Source organism: Pseudoalteromonas sp. 11L1 (assembly GCF_055397545.1).
This window is the reverse complement of record NZ_AP041141.1, coordinates 2,134,724-2,148,683: the sequence shown is the minus strand read 5'-3', so window position 1 is coordinate 2,148,683 and position 13,960 is coordinate 2,134,724. Positions and strand designations below refer to the sequence as shown.

The following is a 13,960-nucleotide window of genomic DNA, read 5'->3' as shown; positions in this document are numbered from 1 at the left end:
GTTGTTGTTACGCACGCTGCACGTAAGCGATATCAAACCCGTGACGGTGGTTCGAACTGTTTTCAACCACAGCGCTCACTAAACGCTGCCAAATAAATTTGACTTATGATACCCTCCCAGCCCGTTTCGAGCCAGTTCTTAAAGGGATAGTAAATGCTAAACAATAAAAAAAATTGTGTTGAATTAGCCATATCACAAAATTGTATAGAGGTATTTTCGCATTTTGCTCATTTGCCCTACGCCATTTTGCTAGATTCAGGTGATAGCGATCACATTAACAGTCGTTTTGACATAATTGCTATTGAGCCTCAAAGCACTCTGGAAGTTAAAAATAATCAAACCGTTTTTAATAACCAAGTGAGTGCTAAAAGCTGCTTTGAAATAATGAACGTTGAATTAGCTAAGCTCGATACAACAAAAGCCGCCCACAATTTACCCTTTAACGGTGGCTGGCTTGGTTATTTTGGTTATGACTTAGGGCGTACTATAGAGCAACTACCAAGCAATGCTCTTAACGACATTGATTTACCGCAAATGGCCGTTGGACTTTACCTAGATGCACTGATTTACGATAAACAACTGCGCACGTGGTTTTATATTTCGCAACCCAATGTAAATCGTCTCTCGCAGTATCAGCAATATTTAGCGCAACCACCTAAACATGAAAGCTTTTCGCTTACATCACAGTGGCAGTCAAATATGAGTCAGAGGAGTTATAGCGAAAAGTTTGCCGCGATTGAAGAATACTTAAAAAGTGGAGATTGTTATCAAATTAACTTAGCGCAGCGTTTTAGCGCACATTACCAAGGGTCTCCTTGGGCGGCCTATGTTAAATTAACGCAGGCCAATAAAGCGCCTTTTTCTAGTTTTATAAATCATCCGCAAGGCGCTATTTTATCAATATCACCCGAGCGTTTTATTGCAGTGCACGACAACAAGGTAGAAACAAAACCTATTAAAGGCACGTTACCACGTAAAGCCGATGCTTTAGAAGATGCCAAACAAGCCACACTTCTGGAAAATTCCAGTAAAGACCGCGCTGAAAATGTCATGATAGTAGACCTGCTACGAAATGATTTAGGTAAAGTCGCAAAACCGGGCTCTGTTGTTGTGCCTTCTTTATTTGCTATTGAAAGCTTTCCGGCAGTACACCATTTGGTAAGTACAGTTACATCCATCCTTGATGAAGGAAAAACAGCAGTCGATCAACTTGAAGCTGCATTCCCTGGAGGGTCTATTACCGGGGCACCAAAAGTGCGCGCAATGGAAATAATAGAAGAGCTTGAGCCGCACAGACGCAGCATTTATTGTGGCTCTATTGGCTATATTAGCGCCTGCGGTAATATGGATACCAGTATTACCATTCGAACTTTAGTTACTCATCATCAGCAAATACATTGTTGGGCTGGCGGTGGCATTGTTGCTGATTCAAAAGTCGAATTGGAATATCAAGAAACATACGATAAAGTAAATAAAATACTCCCTATATTAAATGAAGGTCGCTTTGAATAGTGAAACCATTTCGGCTCGTTTTCAATTAAACCGCAGTTTAGCCGTAGATCAGCTCAAAGATAATAAAAAAAAGCGCGCCAGTGCAGTGATGCTACCTTTAATTGATATAGATAACGAAGCACATGTTTTATTGTGTAAGCGGCCAACCTATTTACATCATCACCCTGGGGAGATTTGTTTACCGGGTGGTAAATTTGAAATTAATGATGTTAACCTGCGCACCACGGCACTGCGTGAATTACACGAGGAGCTAAACATTGCCCCGCATAATGTTCAAGTTTTAGGCCAGCTGCCGGAATACTCTACCCTTACTGGATTTACTATACGTCCTTTTGTGGGCTTAATTAAAAAAGAAACGGTATGGGAGAACGATCATAACGAAGTACAAGCCAGCTTTTTACTCTCTATAAAAGCGCTGAACAACGAAGCTAATTGGCAACCAATCCCCTTTGAACGTTATGGAAGAGCCCTAAGTTTAAATGGCTTTATCACTCCTCACGGGCTTTTGTGGGGTGCCACAGCCAGCATTATTAAAAACTTTACAAAACAACTCGCCATACCAGTTTAAATCTTTGCTAATAAGGGTTACACACCTGCATTTCCACGTTATTATAGTCGACCGTTCAAAGAACAGCTTAATGCTGAGAAAACTAAGTAGAGACACACATTATGATCAGTGCATTTGACATGTTTAGCATTGGTATTGGCCCCTCATCGTCACATACCGTCGGCCCAATGCGTGCATCACGCTTATTTGTTAATGACCTAGATGAGCAACAACTATTAGCAAATGTAACCGATGTAAAAGTAGAGCTTTACGGCTCACTGGGGCAAACAGGTGTTGGTCATGGTTCGGGAAAAGCAGTGATCCTTGGCCTAGCCGGTTATGACCCTGAAACCATTGATGCCGATTTAGTGGACGATATTTTAGCAAAAATAGAAAATGAGCAGGTTATTTATCTAAACCAAACTCATAAAGCTAAATTCCCTAAACAAGGCGCTATTGTTTTTCATCGTAGAAAAACACTCCCTAAACATTCCAACGCAATGGAAATTATTGCCTATAACAATGGCGAAAAAGTATATAGCAAAGTTTACTACTCTATTGGTGGCGGGTTTATTGTTACAGATGAAGAGTTTGAAAAAGAAAAACAAGCGGCCTTAGATATTCGCGAAGAAAACCCTGCCCCGTTCCCGTTTGGAACGGCTAAAGAATTACTCGAAATGTGTAAAGAGTCGGGTTACAGCGTATCAACGTTAATGATGAAAAACGAAAAAACCTTACGCAGTGAAGAAGCCATAAAAGATGAATTATTTAATATTTGGCAAGTAATGAAAGCCTGTATTGAACGTGGTATGCGTACCGAAGGTATTTTACCTGGTGGTTTGAAAGTAAAACGCCGTGCACCAAGCTTATATTTAAAGCTCAATGTAGAAGTGAGTAACGATCCACTTCGTGCTATGGATTGGGTTGATTTATTCGCATTAGCAGTGAATGAAGAAAATGCAGCAGGCGGTCGTGTGGTTACTGCACCAACAAATGGTGCAGCTGGTATCCTACCAGCCGTATTAATGTACTATCATACTTTTATCAAAGAAGTTGACCGCGACATTGCTACTCGGTATTTATTAACCGCGGCCGCTATTGGTATTTTATACAAAAAAAATGCCTCAATCTCAGGTGCTGAAGTGGGTTGCCAAGGTGAAGTTGGTGTTGCCTGTTCAATGGCTGCTGGTGCGCTGACTGAAATTGTTGGTGGTAACGTGGTACACGTAGAAAATGCCGCTGAAATTGGCATGGAACATAACTTAGGATTGACCTGCGACCCCGTGGGCGGCTTAGTCCAGGTACCTTGTATTGAGCGTAATGCAATGGGCGCTATTAAAGCAATTAATGCTTCTCGTCTTGCTATTCGCGGTAGTGGAGAACAAAAAGTATCGCTTGATAAAGTAATTAAAACCATGCTCGATACCGGTAACGATATGAAAACAAAATACAAAGAAACCGCTCGCGGTGGATTAGCTGTTAACATTATCGAGTGCTAATTAGGTAGCATAAAAAAAAGCCGCTTAGTTGCAAAACTAAGCGGCTTTTTCATTACTGTTTATGGCGGTTATTTAACTGGCAATTCGATATCAGCAAATAATTTATCAACATCGTCTTGATTACGCAGCAAACTTGCTCGCTCTACTCGCTCTTTAGTTAAATGCGGTGCAAAACGTTCGATAAAGTCATACATGTAAGTACGTAAAAAGCTACCTTTTCTAAAACCAATCTTAGTGGTGCTGGCTTCAAATAAATGGCTAGCATCAATGCACACTAAGTCGCCGTCGTTTACCTGATCAATTGCCATAGATGCAACCACACCGACACCTAATCCCAAGCGCACATACGTTTTAATAACATCGGCATCGGTGGCGGTAAATACAATATGTGGCTCGAGCCCATAGGCGTTAAATGCTTTATCAAGCTCAGAACGACCAGTAAAACCAAATACATAAGTGATCAAAGGATACTGCGCTATATCTGCCACCGTTAAATTATCGACTTTTTTCGCAAGGGGATGATCTTTAGCAACCACAATACTGCGATTCCAGTGATAACAAGGCAACATAACTAAATCTGAATATAAGTGCAGTGCTTCAGTAGCAATTGCAAAATCTGCATCGCCGCGCGCAGCTGCATCCGATATTTGCTGCGGCGTACCTTGGTGCATATGCAGTGACACTGCTGGGTATTTTTGAGTAAAGCCTTGAATTACGCTTGGTAACGCATAACGTGCTTGGGTGTGCGTAGTCGCAATATTAAGTTTACCTTGATCGGGCAGCGTATGTTCATTAGCAACCGCTTTAATGCCCTCAACTTTTGAGAGTATTTCTCGCGATATGTTAATGATTTCTTCGCCAGCACCTGTAACGTGAGTTAAATGTTTACCACTACGGCCAAAAATTTGTACACCTAGTTCATCTTCTAACATACGTACTTGCTTAGAAATACCAGGCTGGGAGGTAAATAAACTCTCAGCGGTAGCTGAAACATTTAATTTATGATTTTGAACTTCTACGATATATCTAAGTTGTTGTAATTTCATGGCTATGTAGTTTCGTTATAATTCACATTGACAGATAAAAGCGCACCCTAATTAATAGGTAACTATATAAAAGGCTGATTAAGGTTACACAATGTAACAATTAATTTATTGAAATTTCAGGTTAACACAATAAATAAAGTTGAGATAGCAATGATTATCAGCAAAAAAAACATAACACATTAAGATTTAAACGCTTTATGCATGGTGTTTTTTTTAGTTAATCGGCGCAAAGTTTCCCACCTTTTATATATTTAATGTAAGATTAGATAATAAGGTTAAGAATTTGAGAATTATAACATGATCGTTTCCATTATAATTGTATTAATTGTTGCGCTTATCGTCATTGCACTGTGGGTTAGTGCTGTTCAACAACACAAAGAAAAACAAGAAGCTGAACGACGTAAAGAGCTAACAAAACAAAAAGCTATCATTGAAGAAACTGAAGAGGCGTTAATGAATAGCGCTAATATCCCTCTTTCAGAAGCAACTCAGCGAATATTACAACGTCGTATTCATGATGCGCTAAGTAATATGGTGTCTATTTCAAGCGGTGGTAGCGGACTAAAAAACCGCTTAAAAGAAGCAAAAGAGCGACTACAAAATCCGATTCAAGACGGCTCGGATGGTTTTGTTTTGCCAGGTAATGACAAGCAACTGATATCACTAATACAGGGTATAAAAAAGCTCCGTACTATTATCCGTTCTGAGCACAACAAGGGGAAAGTTGACAGCCAAGCGTTTATCGCAGAAGACAAACGCCTTGAGAAGCTACAACTAAGAATCAACATTGAAAGCCAGATAAAACGTGGTCTAGCAGCTCAAACAGCCGGTATGGTAGGCTCTGCTAGGCAGTACTTTGAAAAAGCATCTGCCACACTTAACAGTGTGTCATTTAATGATGATTACATTACTGCAAAACGAGTTGAAGTTGAAGGCTATCTAGAAACAATAAGCACTGAATTAAAGGCATCAAACGCTACATCATTGAAGAAAAAGAACGAACAAGAGCAAGATGATTTAGACGTACTGTTTGCACCGAAAAAGAAATGGTAATTCATTACCTAATAAAAAGCCCATACAACTGTATGGGCTTTTTTATAACTGAAATTTAGTCACTATATAAATTTACATACCCAAACTAAATCTAGCTATTTAACAACAGCATTAAGATAAAAATGCAAACTTAATAATAAACAGTGCAGTTAAAATCCAAACACTAATACTTACCTGATCTTTTTTACCACACAGTACTTTAACCGCTGTATAAGAAATAAAACCCAGTGCAATACCGTGTGCAATTGAAAAGGTCAATGGAGTCATTAACAATACAACACTCACTGGAATTGCGTCGGTCATATCATCCCAGTTTACGAACTTTAAGTTTTGGAGCATTAGAACAGATACATATAAGATTGCCCCTGCTGTTGCGTATGCGGGTACCATTTGTGCCAAAGGTGCAAAAAACATCATCAATAAAAAACAGCAACCTACAACCACAGCCGTTAAGCCCGTTCGGCCCCCCACTGATACTCCCGCTACAGACTCTATGTAAGAAGTTGTTGTTGAAGTTCCCAGCATTGCACCGGCAATGGTTGCAGTGCTATCAGCGCTTAATGCGCGACCTAAGCGCGGCATATTGCCGTTTTTATCTGTTAGACCCGCTTTTTGAGTAACCGCTACCAACGTACCTGAGGTATCAAATAAATCAACAAATAGAAACGCAAAAATAACACTCAACATAGACAGTTCAAAAGCTGCACTAAAATCAAGTTGCATAAAAGTTGGCATTATTGAAGGTGGCATTGCAACAACACCATGATATTCAACTAACCCCATCGACACTGCTATCGCGGTAACGAGTAAAATACTAATTAATACACCGCTTTTAAAATCGCGATAAAGTAATGCCGCAATAATAAAAAAACTAAAAATAGCTAATAGCGGACCCGGTGACGTTATATCGCCTAGCTGCACAAGTGTTGCTGGGCTTGATACAATAATACCAGCACTTTTTAGTGCAATAAGCGCTAAAAATGCACCAATACCGGTTGCTATTGCTTGTTTGAGCACCAGGGGGATTGCATTAATAATCCACTCTCGCACCTTAAATAAGCTTAATATTAAAAATATACACCCTGACATAAACACCGCGCCCAGCGCTGCTTGCCAGCTATAGCCCATACCTAACACCACGCCATAGGTAAAAAATGCATTTAATCCCATACCCGGTGCCAATGCCAATGGATAATTGGCCCACAACCCCATAATAAAACACCCTATTGCAGCGGCAATACAGGTTGCAACAAAGGCAGCACCTTGGTCCATGCCTGCTTCTGCAAGCATAGCTGGGTTAACGAATACGATATAAACCATCGTAATAAATGTAGTCATACCGGCAATACATTCACGGCGAACCGAAGAATCATTTGCACGGATTTTGAATAAGGCTTCGAGCATAATAAACTTGTGGTTGTAAAAAGTGGCGAGATTTTAGCATAAAAATAACTTTTTACAGGACATTTTACCTTGCTATATACTAAACTAGCTAAGTGATTAAAATAACAAACGAAGTAGCATGATCAAAACGACACCAAGTGGCCAAGACTTAGAGCAACAATTAGACAACATTCTTTCTTTTGTAACGCAACCAAGCGATGCAAATCCCCCTGCGAGCTCTAAAAACACCGATCAAGACACATTAAATAAAGCTCTTTATTACCTTAAAAATGAACAAGGCGCCTTAGCCGCAAAATGGATGCGTTTAGCAGCAATGGCAGGAAACTATCGTGCACAGTTTTACTTAGGACTATTTTTTATTAAAGGCCAAGGTGTGCCACAAAGTGTATTTCATGGGGCTGCGTGGCTCAGCTTAGCTAGTAGCCAAGGGTATGATCCAGCAGTAGAAGCAATGAGCGATATACGCAAACACATTAGTACCAAACGACTTAAAGACGCCCAGTGTTATGCCGCCAGCTTATATGAACAAATTCATCAGTTACAATTTTCACATTTGATCCCTATAAGTCACGAAAAATAGTTTTACTACCTAGTAACTCATTCTATCTGTAAATTGATTAAGCGTTTTATAAGTTAAATGCAACAACGCTTAATTTTTTAAACTACTGTATACCTCATGCATTTCAAGATTTATTTAGTTATAGATTAAAAAGCTACCGTCAAAAGTATTCATCCCCAAAAATTATAATCTATTGTTATATATGAACTATTTATTTTTAAATAGTTTCATTATCGTGCTCAGCTGAATAACTGTACAAAAAAATAGCAAAAAACACTTGCACCAAACAACTGTATAAACTACTGTATGCATGTACTGTATAAAAACCCAGTGAGTGAGACGATTATGTTACAGCCTATTACCGTAAGAACAGTTAAGAGCTACCAACAAGATGACCAATCTGATTGTGTTAACGTTGTACAAATTGAAGATGAGATTTCAGCGACGTTTGAATTATTAAAAGTATTACACCAATACAATAGCTTAAATGCATGGACACTTTTAATTGCGCCAGACCATGTACCTAGTAAAGCGTTACTTGATTCATGTTCAATTGATACCAGTAAATTGTTAGTTATACGCCAAAAACATTTAGTTAATATAGAGTATGTTTTAAGTTCTGCACTTCACAATGGAAATTTTGCAGCGGTGATCACCTGGACCGACATAATAAATAATCAGCAACTATCACAGTTATCATTAAACCTGAGCCATACACGCACTAAGCTGTATTGCTTTAGCAAAAAAAGCGCTCAAGCTGAGATTTCACTAACGCAATAAGCTTGGTAAACTAGCGTTTTAATACACAGTACATTTATTATGACCTCTAACGCCCTACTATGTTTTTGTGGCAGTCAGCAACTTTATGCTGATTGCTGTGAACCTTTTCATTTAAAAACCAAACAGCCACAAACACCTGAGCAACTTATGCGTGCTCGCTACAGTGCATATGCGGTTAAAAACGCGGCTTTTGTTCGTGAAAGTTACGCAAAAGAAAAGCAAGCTGAAAACTCACTATCAGAAATTAAGGACTTTGCAACTAGTTGCCGCTTTATAAACTTAACCGTATTAGATTCTGGTTATAATGATGAAACAGGGTTTGTAAAGTTTAAAGCCTATTACTTTTATCAAGACTTGTATTGCGAGCTGGCTGAGCATTCAAGATTTATTAAAGAAGATGAACAGTGGCGATACCTTGATGGTGAGATCACACCGGTTGCTGATATTAAAGTGAAACGCAATGATACTTGTCCTTGCGGCAGTAATAAAAAGTATAAAAAGTGTCATAGTGTATAAGTAACAACCACAAAAAATGGGCCACTTGGCCCATTTTCAAAAACTACACTAAACGCAACTTAGCGCTTTATTCGTCATCACCTTCATCGAAGTCTTGACGCTGTGCAGGTCTTGCTAAAATCTCTAAGTAGAAAGAGGTTAAACCTTGCTTTTCAATTTCACTGATGTGATTGTTAATTTCAGCAACGTGAACCACTTGGGCCTCTTCAGCCGTGTTACCAAACTTACAATCAAATGCCCAGTAGTCGGCATCAACAGGTAAAGTTTTATTACGTTCTCTTTTCAAATATTTTTTCACTTCATGCTTTGCAGCATCAACCATACGAGGGTATTTGATTTTCTCATGATTCAGCGTGAATGTTTTCTTCATTACGTTCCTAATTACCTTGGTTTAATGATAATGGCATTTAATGTCATACCATTTGCGCCATTATAGCAATTGCATTTAAATTTTGGATGCTTTTTTTATATTAAATCGGTTATTAAAATAAAGCACCTACAAAACCACTAATATAAACACTATTTATTACAATCTAATGGCGTTTAAAAAACTGCATTTAATGTAATTTAATTAGGCACTAAACAAATGTAATGGCTGGTGGAGGGCTTCATTTTGTAAATCATCATAAAATGCTGCGGCATCCATTTGCATATTTGAGAGCGGCATATCACTGTTTTTAATTCGCCGACGAACCGCCAGTTCACAATTATCAATCACGTTAAGCGGAATATGATTTTTATCATCTCGAATATTTAACGGTTCAGGCTTTAAGCACTGAGTTAACTTAATATCACTCATCCCTATAGCGCTTCCCATTTTTGCTAAAAGTTCCGTGTTATTTTTGCCAATTAACATATTAAAGGTATCTGGCGCTAATGGCTGCTTTGGGCCCGCACCAAATTGCTTTCTCAAGGTCTCTTCATCGGCTTGATAACCACTTGCATCACTTTTAGGTAAGTGAAACTCACTAAAATCAAGCGCATCATGAGAGAGCATTGCTAATAAAAGTGCAAACTCGCCTCGGCGGTTATCGTGCACACTTTCATTAAGCCTCGTTTTTAACTGGCTCTCCGTGATTAACAAATCACCAATATGCATAGACTTTAGCCTATTTAACTAATTAATAAGTATTTATCGGCTAAATTTGAATTTTCTTTAGCTTTTTTCTTTACTTAAATAAGAAGTTTGCTATTATCTGCCGCGTTGCATTGGAGGGGTTCCCGAGCGGCCAAAGGGATCAGACTGTAAATCTGACGGCTCAGCCTTCGCTGGTTCGAATCCAGCTCCCTCCACCACTTTTCTTAGGCTAAGTTAAGTGGGGCCAAATGCAATAAAAATTAGTGTGGAGGGGTTCCCGAGCGGCCAAAGGGATCAGACTGTAAATCTGACGGCTCAGCCTTCGCTGGTTCGAATCCAGCTCCCTCCACCACTTCTCTTTACTACCTCATTTTATGTTCTAGTTATTCAAAAACCCATTGTAAACTCATGCCATGCTTATTTAACCAAGCGCTTGCTTTTTTGTGTTCTGAATAAAATAATCCTACACGATGCCAAAATTGTGCACTGTGATTTAAATACTTTAAATGCGCTAACTCATGCACAATCACGTAGTCAATTATCCATGTAGGTGCGCTTGCCAAGTGCAAGTTGAAGGTCAGTTCACGCCTGCGGTTACAACTGCCCCAGCGACGCTTATACAATTGAATACGAATATTGCTCGGTAGCTTTTCACCCATCAGCTGACAATAGTAGTTAACTCGCATTTCAATATAACTTTCTAACTTCTCATGCAAAAATTGCTCTAGCAAACCTTGATACATTTGCGTTCGATGCTTCACACGTGAAGAAATACTCAGTAACAGCGTTTGGCTTTCATTGTGCTGCTGCCATTGAGTGCGTGCTGCATTTTCAAATTGCACATTTACAGCTTCATTAAATAGTTTAATGCTATGGGTTTTGAGTGGAAACTGTCGTGTATCGGCTTGAATTTGTTGCTTATGTAACTGAGCATCAATCCAGCCCTGTTTACTCAACAGCCATTCATTAATTTGTGCTTTCGTTACAAAATGGGGCGCATACACCGTAAGTTCTCGTTGTGCGACTTTAATCGCTACTGTTTTACGCCGACGGCTTCTTCTTAACGTATAATCTAACAATCTAAAGTGCCTATAAGTTATTATAAAATAAAACTTTCTCTATTAGCTTAATAAGTTAATTCGTAGGAGAAAAAACCAGTTAGTAGGTATCGTTTTAATATTGCTCGATACTGAATAGGCTAAACGATGGATCATAAATCTACCCTTGGCTATTTTAACTGTTGAAGTTTTACTAAACAAAGCCGCTAGCTCTCGAGTTGCACTTTTATGACATTGTAATCATGAGAAGTGATTTCATGGCTATTACCACTATTGTCTTTAAAATACATTGAAAATGTCACGCCATGATCAGCCAATATGGTTTTCACTTGATTCTGCTTAAGATGCTTAAGCCAAATAACAAATTGCTCCCCAGTTGCAGCAAAAGCGATTCCTTTACTACGCCCATCGCCTTCAAATAAAGCCAATCGTGTAGTGGCGTTTTCATCTTCGAGTGTTAAAGGACCTTTTCCCTCTTCATTCCAAAAGGCTAACTCCTCTACTACGGTAAAACCAAGCACCTTTTCATACCACTCAATAGCTTGGTTGAGGCTTTGAACATTTAAATGACAATGATCAATTCCCGAAAGTTTAGGTGTCATCGCGTTGTTCACCAATTTCAGATTTAAGCTGAGCTAAAAAGTCGTGCATATATGCAGTGCGTCTTTGTGCTTCGGCTTTTGCAGAAGGAGTATTCATACTCTGGGCAATATGCAGTAATTTAATAAAAAAATGATCTAGGGTGTACTTTTTATCGTCTGCTTCTCGGTTTAAACAAAATGGATCATCGGGGTTGTATAATAATCGACTAATAGAGCCGCCTACTTTCATACAACGGCTTACGCCAATAGCACCCAAGGCATCCATTCTGTCAGCATCTTGTACAATCTGTGCTTCAACCGTTTTAATAGCAATATTGGCGCTAAAACTATGTGCGGCAATGGCATGGTGAATATCATCAAATAGCGCGTCATCATAGCCAATAGACGCTAAAAAGTTAATCGCTTTATCCGCGGCCATTGTTGATGCCCTTGCTCTATCTGGATGATTTTTAGCCACCGCGACACAATCATGCAACCAAGCTGCAGGCAATACAATCGCCATATCAGCCTGCTCTGCTATACATAGCTGCACAGCAACAAGCACTACCCGTTCAATATGGGTAATATCATGGGCAACATCCGCATGTACTAAGGATGTAATAAAGTCTCTGCATTGCTGATTAAGTTGCTGTAATGAGGGGCTAAGAGCTGAATTGTCCACCGAATTTCCAAAAATCTATTTAAACGAGTTAATAATGGCTACTTTACCGCGATTTATAAGCCCCTTGCAAAACATTCATTGTATGTTGCGCGAGCCTTGACTAAAATACAGCGCTTATTTATTACTACAGAGAAGCCTTATGTCATCTGCCGTTTACCTGCAAGCTGGTCGCGATAAATCATTAAAAAGAAAACACCCTTGGTTATTTTCTAAAGCCATCAAAAAAATTAAAGGTAAACCTGGATTAGGTGACACGGTAACCATACACGACAGTGAGGGTAAATTTTTAGCCACCGCAGCTTACAGTCCTCATTCACAAATACGTGCTCGTGTTTGGAGCTTTGACGAAAAAGAAGTGATTGATCAACATTTCTTTGAGCGTCGTCTTCGCCGTGCTTTAGAAGCTCGCAGCCATGCAATTGAAGAAGGTGGACTTACCGGCTTTAGGTTATGTGCAGCAGAATCAGACTACTTACCCGGTATTACCATAGATAAGTTTGATAATGTAATTGTGTGTCAATTACTAAGCGCAGGCGCAGAACGTCATAAAGGTGAGATTGTTGGTGCTTTAATGGCTATTTTCCCAGGCTCTACTATTTATGAGCGCTCAGATGTAGATGTTCGAACCAAAGAAGGGCTAGAGCCTATTAAGGGCGTACTTTGGGGGAGTGAACCCACTGCACCTGTCATAATTGAAGAAAATGGTTTAAAAATTGAAGTTGATATTCTAGAAGGCCATAAAACTGGTTTTTATTTAGATCAACGAGATAGCCGTGCTGCACTGGAGCGTTTTTCAAAAGACAAAACCGTATTAAATTGCTTTAGTTATACGGGAACGTTTTCTCTTTATGCCCTGCGCGGTGGCTGTAAACATGTAACCAATGTTGATGTTTCACAACCAGCGCTTGATACAGCAAAGCGCAATGTTGAGCATAACAACCTTGATTTAAATAAAGTCGACTTTGTAAAACAAGATGTCTTTAAATTATTACGCCAATACCGTGAAGACGGGGTGATGTTTGATACGATCGTTATGGACCCGCCTAAATTTGCCGATAACAAGGCGCAGTTAACTGGGGCGTGTCGCGGTTACAAGGACATCAATATGATTGCGATGCAAATATTAAAGCCCGGCGGCACTTTGCTAACATTCTCATGCTCTGGTTTAATGGAACAAAACTTGTTTCAAAAAGTAGTCGCAGATGCAGCCCTTGATGCAGGTAAGGATTTACTGATCATGGAGCGCTTAAATCAAGCAGCTGACCACCCTATTGCAGGCAGCTATCCTGAAGGTTTTTACCTTAAAGGGCTTATTTGTAAGGTTTACTAAAAACTAATTAAGTAGTTAGTTAAACTCTACAATTTCAAGCCCTGCGGTTATCGTGCCATCCTCTTCTGTGCTGGCACGTATTACCTTAACGGTGGCTTTTAACGGTGCAATGCTCGGATGTGTTGATGCAATATCAACCGATAAAATTGAGTTAAGCTCTAACAAATCATCGAGTTGTAATGAAAGACCCGTTGCACTTAAATCAAGGCATGTGCCAGTGTAACTGAGCCCAGCAACAGGCTCTATTGAGGTTAACTTCGCTGGCGTGTTAACCTGCATACGTCTATAGTTTCGCTTATCTTCAGTAAACATAAT

Annotated in this window: 16 protein-coding genes and 2 tRNA genes; 10 read left to right on the top strand and 8 right to left on the bottom strand. The window is 39.4% G+C overall.

Annotated elements, in window-relative coordinates; translation table 11 throughout:
• The first annotated feature begins 153 nt into the window (after positions 1–153).
• The 3 genes from pabB to ACZ5WS_RS10150 all read left to right on the top strand — a co-directional run bounded on the left by pabB (position 154) and on the right by ACZ5WS_RS10150 (position 3,558).
• Positions 154–1,512, top strand: a complete 1,359-nt coding sequence (gene pabB, locus ACZ5WS_RS10160) for an aminodeoxychorismate synthase component I (protein ID WP_464708329.1) — start codon at positions 154–156, stop codon at positions 1,510–1,512.
• Positions 1,505–2,080 (top strand): NUDIX hydrolase, encoded by a 576-nt coding sequence (locus ACZ5WS_RS10155; RefSeq protein ID WP_464708327.1) that lies wholly within the window; start codon positions 1,505–1,507, stop codon positions 2,078–2,080. Before pabB ends, ACZ5WS_RS10155 begins: the two co-directional genes overlap by 8 nt.
• Positions 2,081–2,181: 101 nt before the next feature.
• Entirely contained in the window at positions 2,182–3,558 is a 1,377-nt protein-coding gene (locus ACZ5WS_RS10150) for an L-serine ammonia-lyase (protein WP_054201138.1), read from the top strand.
• 68 nt (positions 3,559–3,626) lie between these two features.
• Here ACZ5WS_RS10150 and cysB read toward each other — a convergent pair whose 3' ends face one another.
• On the bottom strand, positions 3,627–4,604 hold the full coding sequence (cysB, locus tag ACZ5WS_RS10145) for an HTH-type transcriptional regulator CysB (protein WP_464708324.1): 978 nt from the start codon (positions 4,602–4,604) through the stop codon (positions 3,627–3,629).
• Between the two features lie 297 nt (positions 4,605–4,901).
• Between cysB and ACZ5WS_RS10140 the strand changes: the two genes are divergently transcribed.
• The gene (locus tag ACZ5WS_RS10140; protein ID WP_138609442.1) at positions 4,902–5,657 is read left to right on the top strand and encodes a hypothetical protein; all 756 of its coding nucleotides are present in this window, start codon (positions 4,902–4,904) and stop codon (positions 5,655–5,657) included.
• Positions 5,658–5,768: 111 nt separating this feature from the next.
• Here ACZ5WS_RS10140 and ACZ5WS_RS10135 read toward each other — a convergent pair whose 3' ends face one another.
• Positions 5,769–7,061 carry an NCS2 family permease gene (locus tag ACZ5WS_RS10135; protein ID WP_464708320.1) on the bottom strand — a complete coding sequence of 431 codons (1,293 nt, stop codon included), beginning with the start codon at positions 7,059–7,061 and terminating at the stop codon, positions 5,769–5,771.
• 118 nt (positions 7,062–7,179) lie between these two features.
• Between ACZ5WS_RS10135 and ACZ5WS_RS10130 the strand changes: the two genes are divergently transcribed.
• From ACZ5WS_RS10130 to ACZ5WS_RS10120, 3 genes are all read left to right on the top strand, one after another.
• Positions 7,180–7,641, top strand: a complete 462-nt coding sequence (locus tag ACZ5WS_RS10130) for a tetratricopeptide repeat protein (RefSeq protein WP_138609444.1) — start codon at positions 7,180–7,182, stop codon at positions 7,639–7,641.
• A gap of 324 nt (positions 7,642–7,965) precedes the next feature.
• The gene (locus ACZ5WS_RS10125; protein WP_010388516.1) at positions 7,966–8,400 is read left to right on the top strand and encodes a SulA-like leucine-rich domain-containing protein; all 435 of its coding nucleotides are present in this window, start codon (positions 7,966–7,968) and stop codon (positions 8,398–8,400) included.
• 39 nt (positions 8,401–8,439) lie between these two features.
• Complete coding sequence (locus ACZ5WS_RS10120) at positions 8,440–8,916, top strand: YchJ family protein (RefSeq protein WP_464708316.1); 477 nt, start codon at positions 8,440–8,442, stop codon at positions 8,914–8,916.
• 67 nt (positions 8,917–8,983) lie between these two features.
• Here ACZ5WS_RS10120 and ACZ5WS_RS10115 read toward each other — a convergent pair whose 3' ends face one another.
• Together ACZ5WS_RS10115 and ACZ5WS_RS10110 are read right to left on the bottom strand one after the other, a co-directional pair.
• The gene (locus ACZ5WS_RS10115; RefSeq protein ID WP_054201143.1) at positions 8,984–9,286 is read right to left on the bottom strand and encodes a DUF6172 family protein; all 303 of its coding nucleotides are present in this window, start codon (positions 9,284–9,286) and stop codon (positions 8,984–8,986) included.
• 201 nt (positions 9,287–9,487) lie between these two features.
• Positions 9,488–10,015: a VC2046/SO_2500 family protein gene (locus tag ACZ5WS_RS10110; RefSeq protein WP_109874478.1), complete on the bottom strand. Its 528-nt coding sequence runs from the start codon at positions 10,013–10,015 to the stop codon at positions 9,488–9,490.
• A gap of 112 nt (positions 10,016–10,127) precedes the next feature.
• Between ACZ5WS_RS10110 and ACZ5WS_RS10105 the strand changes: the two genes are divergently transcribed.
• Both ACZ5WS_RS10105 and ACZ5WS_RS10100 read left to right on the top strand, forming a co-directional pair.
• A tRNA-Tyr gene (locus tag ACZ5WS_RS10105) sits at positions 10,128–10,212 on the top strand.
• 49 nt (positions 10,213–10,261) lie between these two features.
• Positions 10,262–10,346 (top strand) — tRNA-Tyr (locus tag ACZ5WS_RS10100).
• A 31-nt stretch (positions 10,347–10,377) separates the two neighbouring features.
• On the opposite strand, the gene ACZ5WS_RS10095 is transcribed toward ACZ5WS_RS10100, so the two are convergent.
• From ACZ5WS_RS10095 to ACZ5WS_RS10085, 3 genes are all read right to left on the bottom strand, one after another.
• Entirely contained in the window at positions 10,378–11,073 is a 696-nt protein-coding gene (locus ACZ5WS_RS10095; protein WP_464708310.1) for a M48 family metallopeptidase, read from the bottom strand.
• 185 nt (positions 11,074–11,258) lie between these two features.
• Positions 11,259–11,654, bottom strand: coding sequence for a VOC family protein (locus tag ACZ5WS_RS10090; protein WP_464708307.1), 396 nt, complete (start codon positions 11,652–11,654; stop codon positions 11,259–11,261).
• Positions 11,644–12,315, bottom strand: a complete 672-nt coding sequence (locus ACZ5WS_RS10085; RefSeq protein ID WP_464708303.1) for an HD domain-containing protein — start codon at positions 12,313–12,315, stop codon at positions 11,644–11,646. Before ACZ5WS_RS10085 ends, ACZ5WS_RS10090 begins: the two co-directional genes overlap by 11 nt.
• A 139-nt stretch (positions 12,316–12,454) precedes the next feature.
• On the opposite strand from ACZ5WS_RS10085, the gene ACZ5WS_RS10080 reads away from it, so the two are divergent.
• Positions 12,455–13,645, top strand: coding sequence for a class I SAM-dependent methyltransferase (locus tag ACZ5WS_RS10080; protein WP_024601131.1), 1,191 nt, complete (start codon positions 12,455–12,457; stop codon positions 13,643–13,645).
• 15 nt (positions 13,646–13,660) lie between these two features.
• On the opposite strand, the gene ACZ5WS_RS10075 is transcribed toward ACZ5WS_RS10080, so the two are convergent.
• A complete protein-coding gene (locus ACZ5WS_RS10075) occupies positions 13,661–13,957 on the bottom strand; it encodes a PilZ domain-containing protein (protein ID WP_010388503.1) in 297 nt (98 codons plus the stop codon).
• Positions 13,958–13,960: the final 3 nt, after the last annotated feature.

Excerpts from the sequence above, each read along its gene's own strand:
- cysB (WP_464708324.1), bottom strand. The coding sequence starts at position 4,604 with ATGAAATTACAACAACTTAGATATATCGTAGAAGTTCAAAATCATAAA.
- ACZ5WS_RS10080 (WP_024601131.1), top strand. The coding sequence starts at position 12,455 with ATGTCATCTGCCGTTTACCTGCAAGCTGGTCGCGATAAATCATTAAAA.
- ACZ5WS_RS10120 (WP_464708316.1), top strand. The coding sequence starts at position 8,440 with ATGACCTCTAACGCCCTACTATGTTTTTGTGGCAGTCAGCAACTTTAT.
- ACZ5WS_RS10135 (WP_464708320.1), bottom strand. The coding sequence starts at position 7,061 with ATGCTCGAAGCCTTATTCAAAATCCGTGCAAATGATTCTTCGGTTCGC.
- ACZ5WS_RS10090 (WP_464708307.1), bottom strand. The coding sequence starts at position 11,654 with ATGACACCTAAACTTTCGGGAATTGATCATTGTCATTTAAATGTTCAA.
- ACZ5WS_RS10075 (WP_010388503.1), bottom strand. The coding sequence starts at position 13,957 with ATGTTTACTGAAGATAAGCGAAACTATAGACGTATGCAGGTTAACACG.
- ACZ5WS_RS10130 (WP_138609444.1), top strand. The coding sequence starts at position 7,180 with ATGATCAAAACGACACCAAGTGGCCAAGACTTAGAGCAACAATTAGAC.
- ACZ5WS_RS10150 (WP_054201138.1), top strand. The coding sequence starts at position 2,182 with ATGATCAGTGCATTTGACATGTTTAGCATTGGTATTGGCCCCTCATCG.
- ACZ5WS_RS10125 (WP_010388516.1), top strand. The coding sequence starts at position 7,966 with ATGTTACAGCCTATTACCGTAAGAACAGTTAAGAGCTACCAACAAGAT.
- ACZ5WS_RS10110 (WP_109874478.1), bottom strand. The coding sequence starts at position 10,015 with ATGCATATTGGTGATTTGTTAATCACGGAGAGCCAGTTAAAAACGAGG.
- ACZ5WS_RS10140 (WP_138609442.1), top strand. The coding sequence starts at position 4,902 with ATGATCGTTTCCATTATAATTGTATTAATTGTTGCGCTTATCGTCATT.
- ACZ5WS_RS10115 (WP_054201143.1), bottom strand. The coding sequence starts at position 9,286 with ATGAAGAAAACATTCACGCTGAATCATGAGAAAATCAAATACCCTCGT.
- pabB (WP_464708329.1), top strand. The coding sequence starts at position 154 with ATGCTAAACAATAAAAAAAATTGTGTTGAATTAGCCATATCACAAAAT.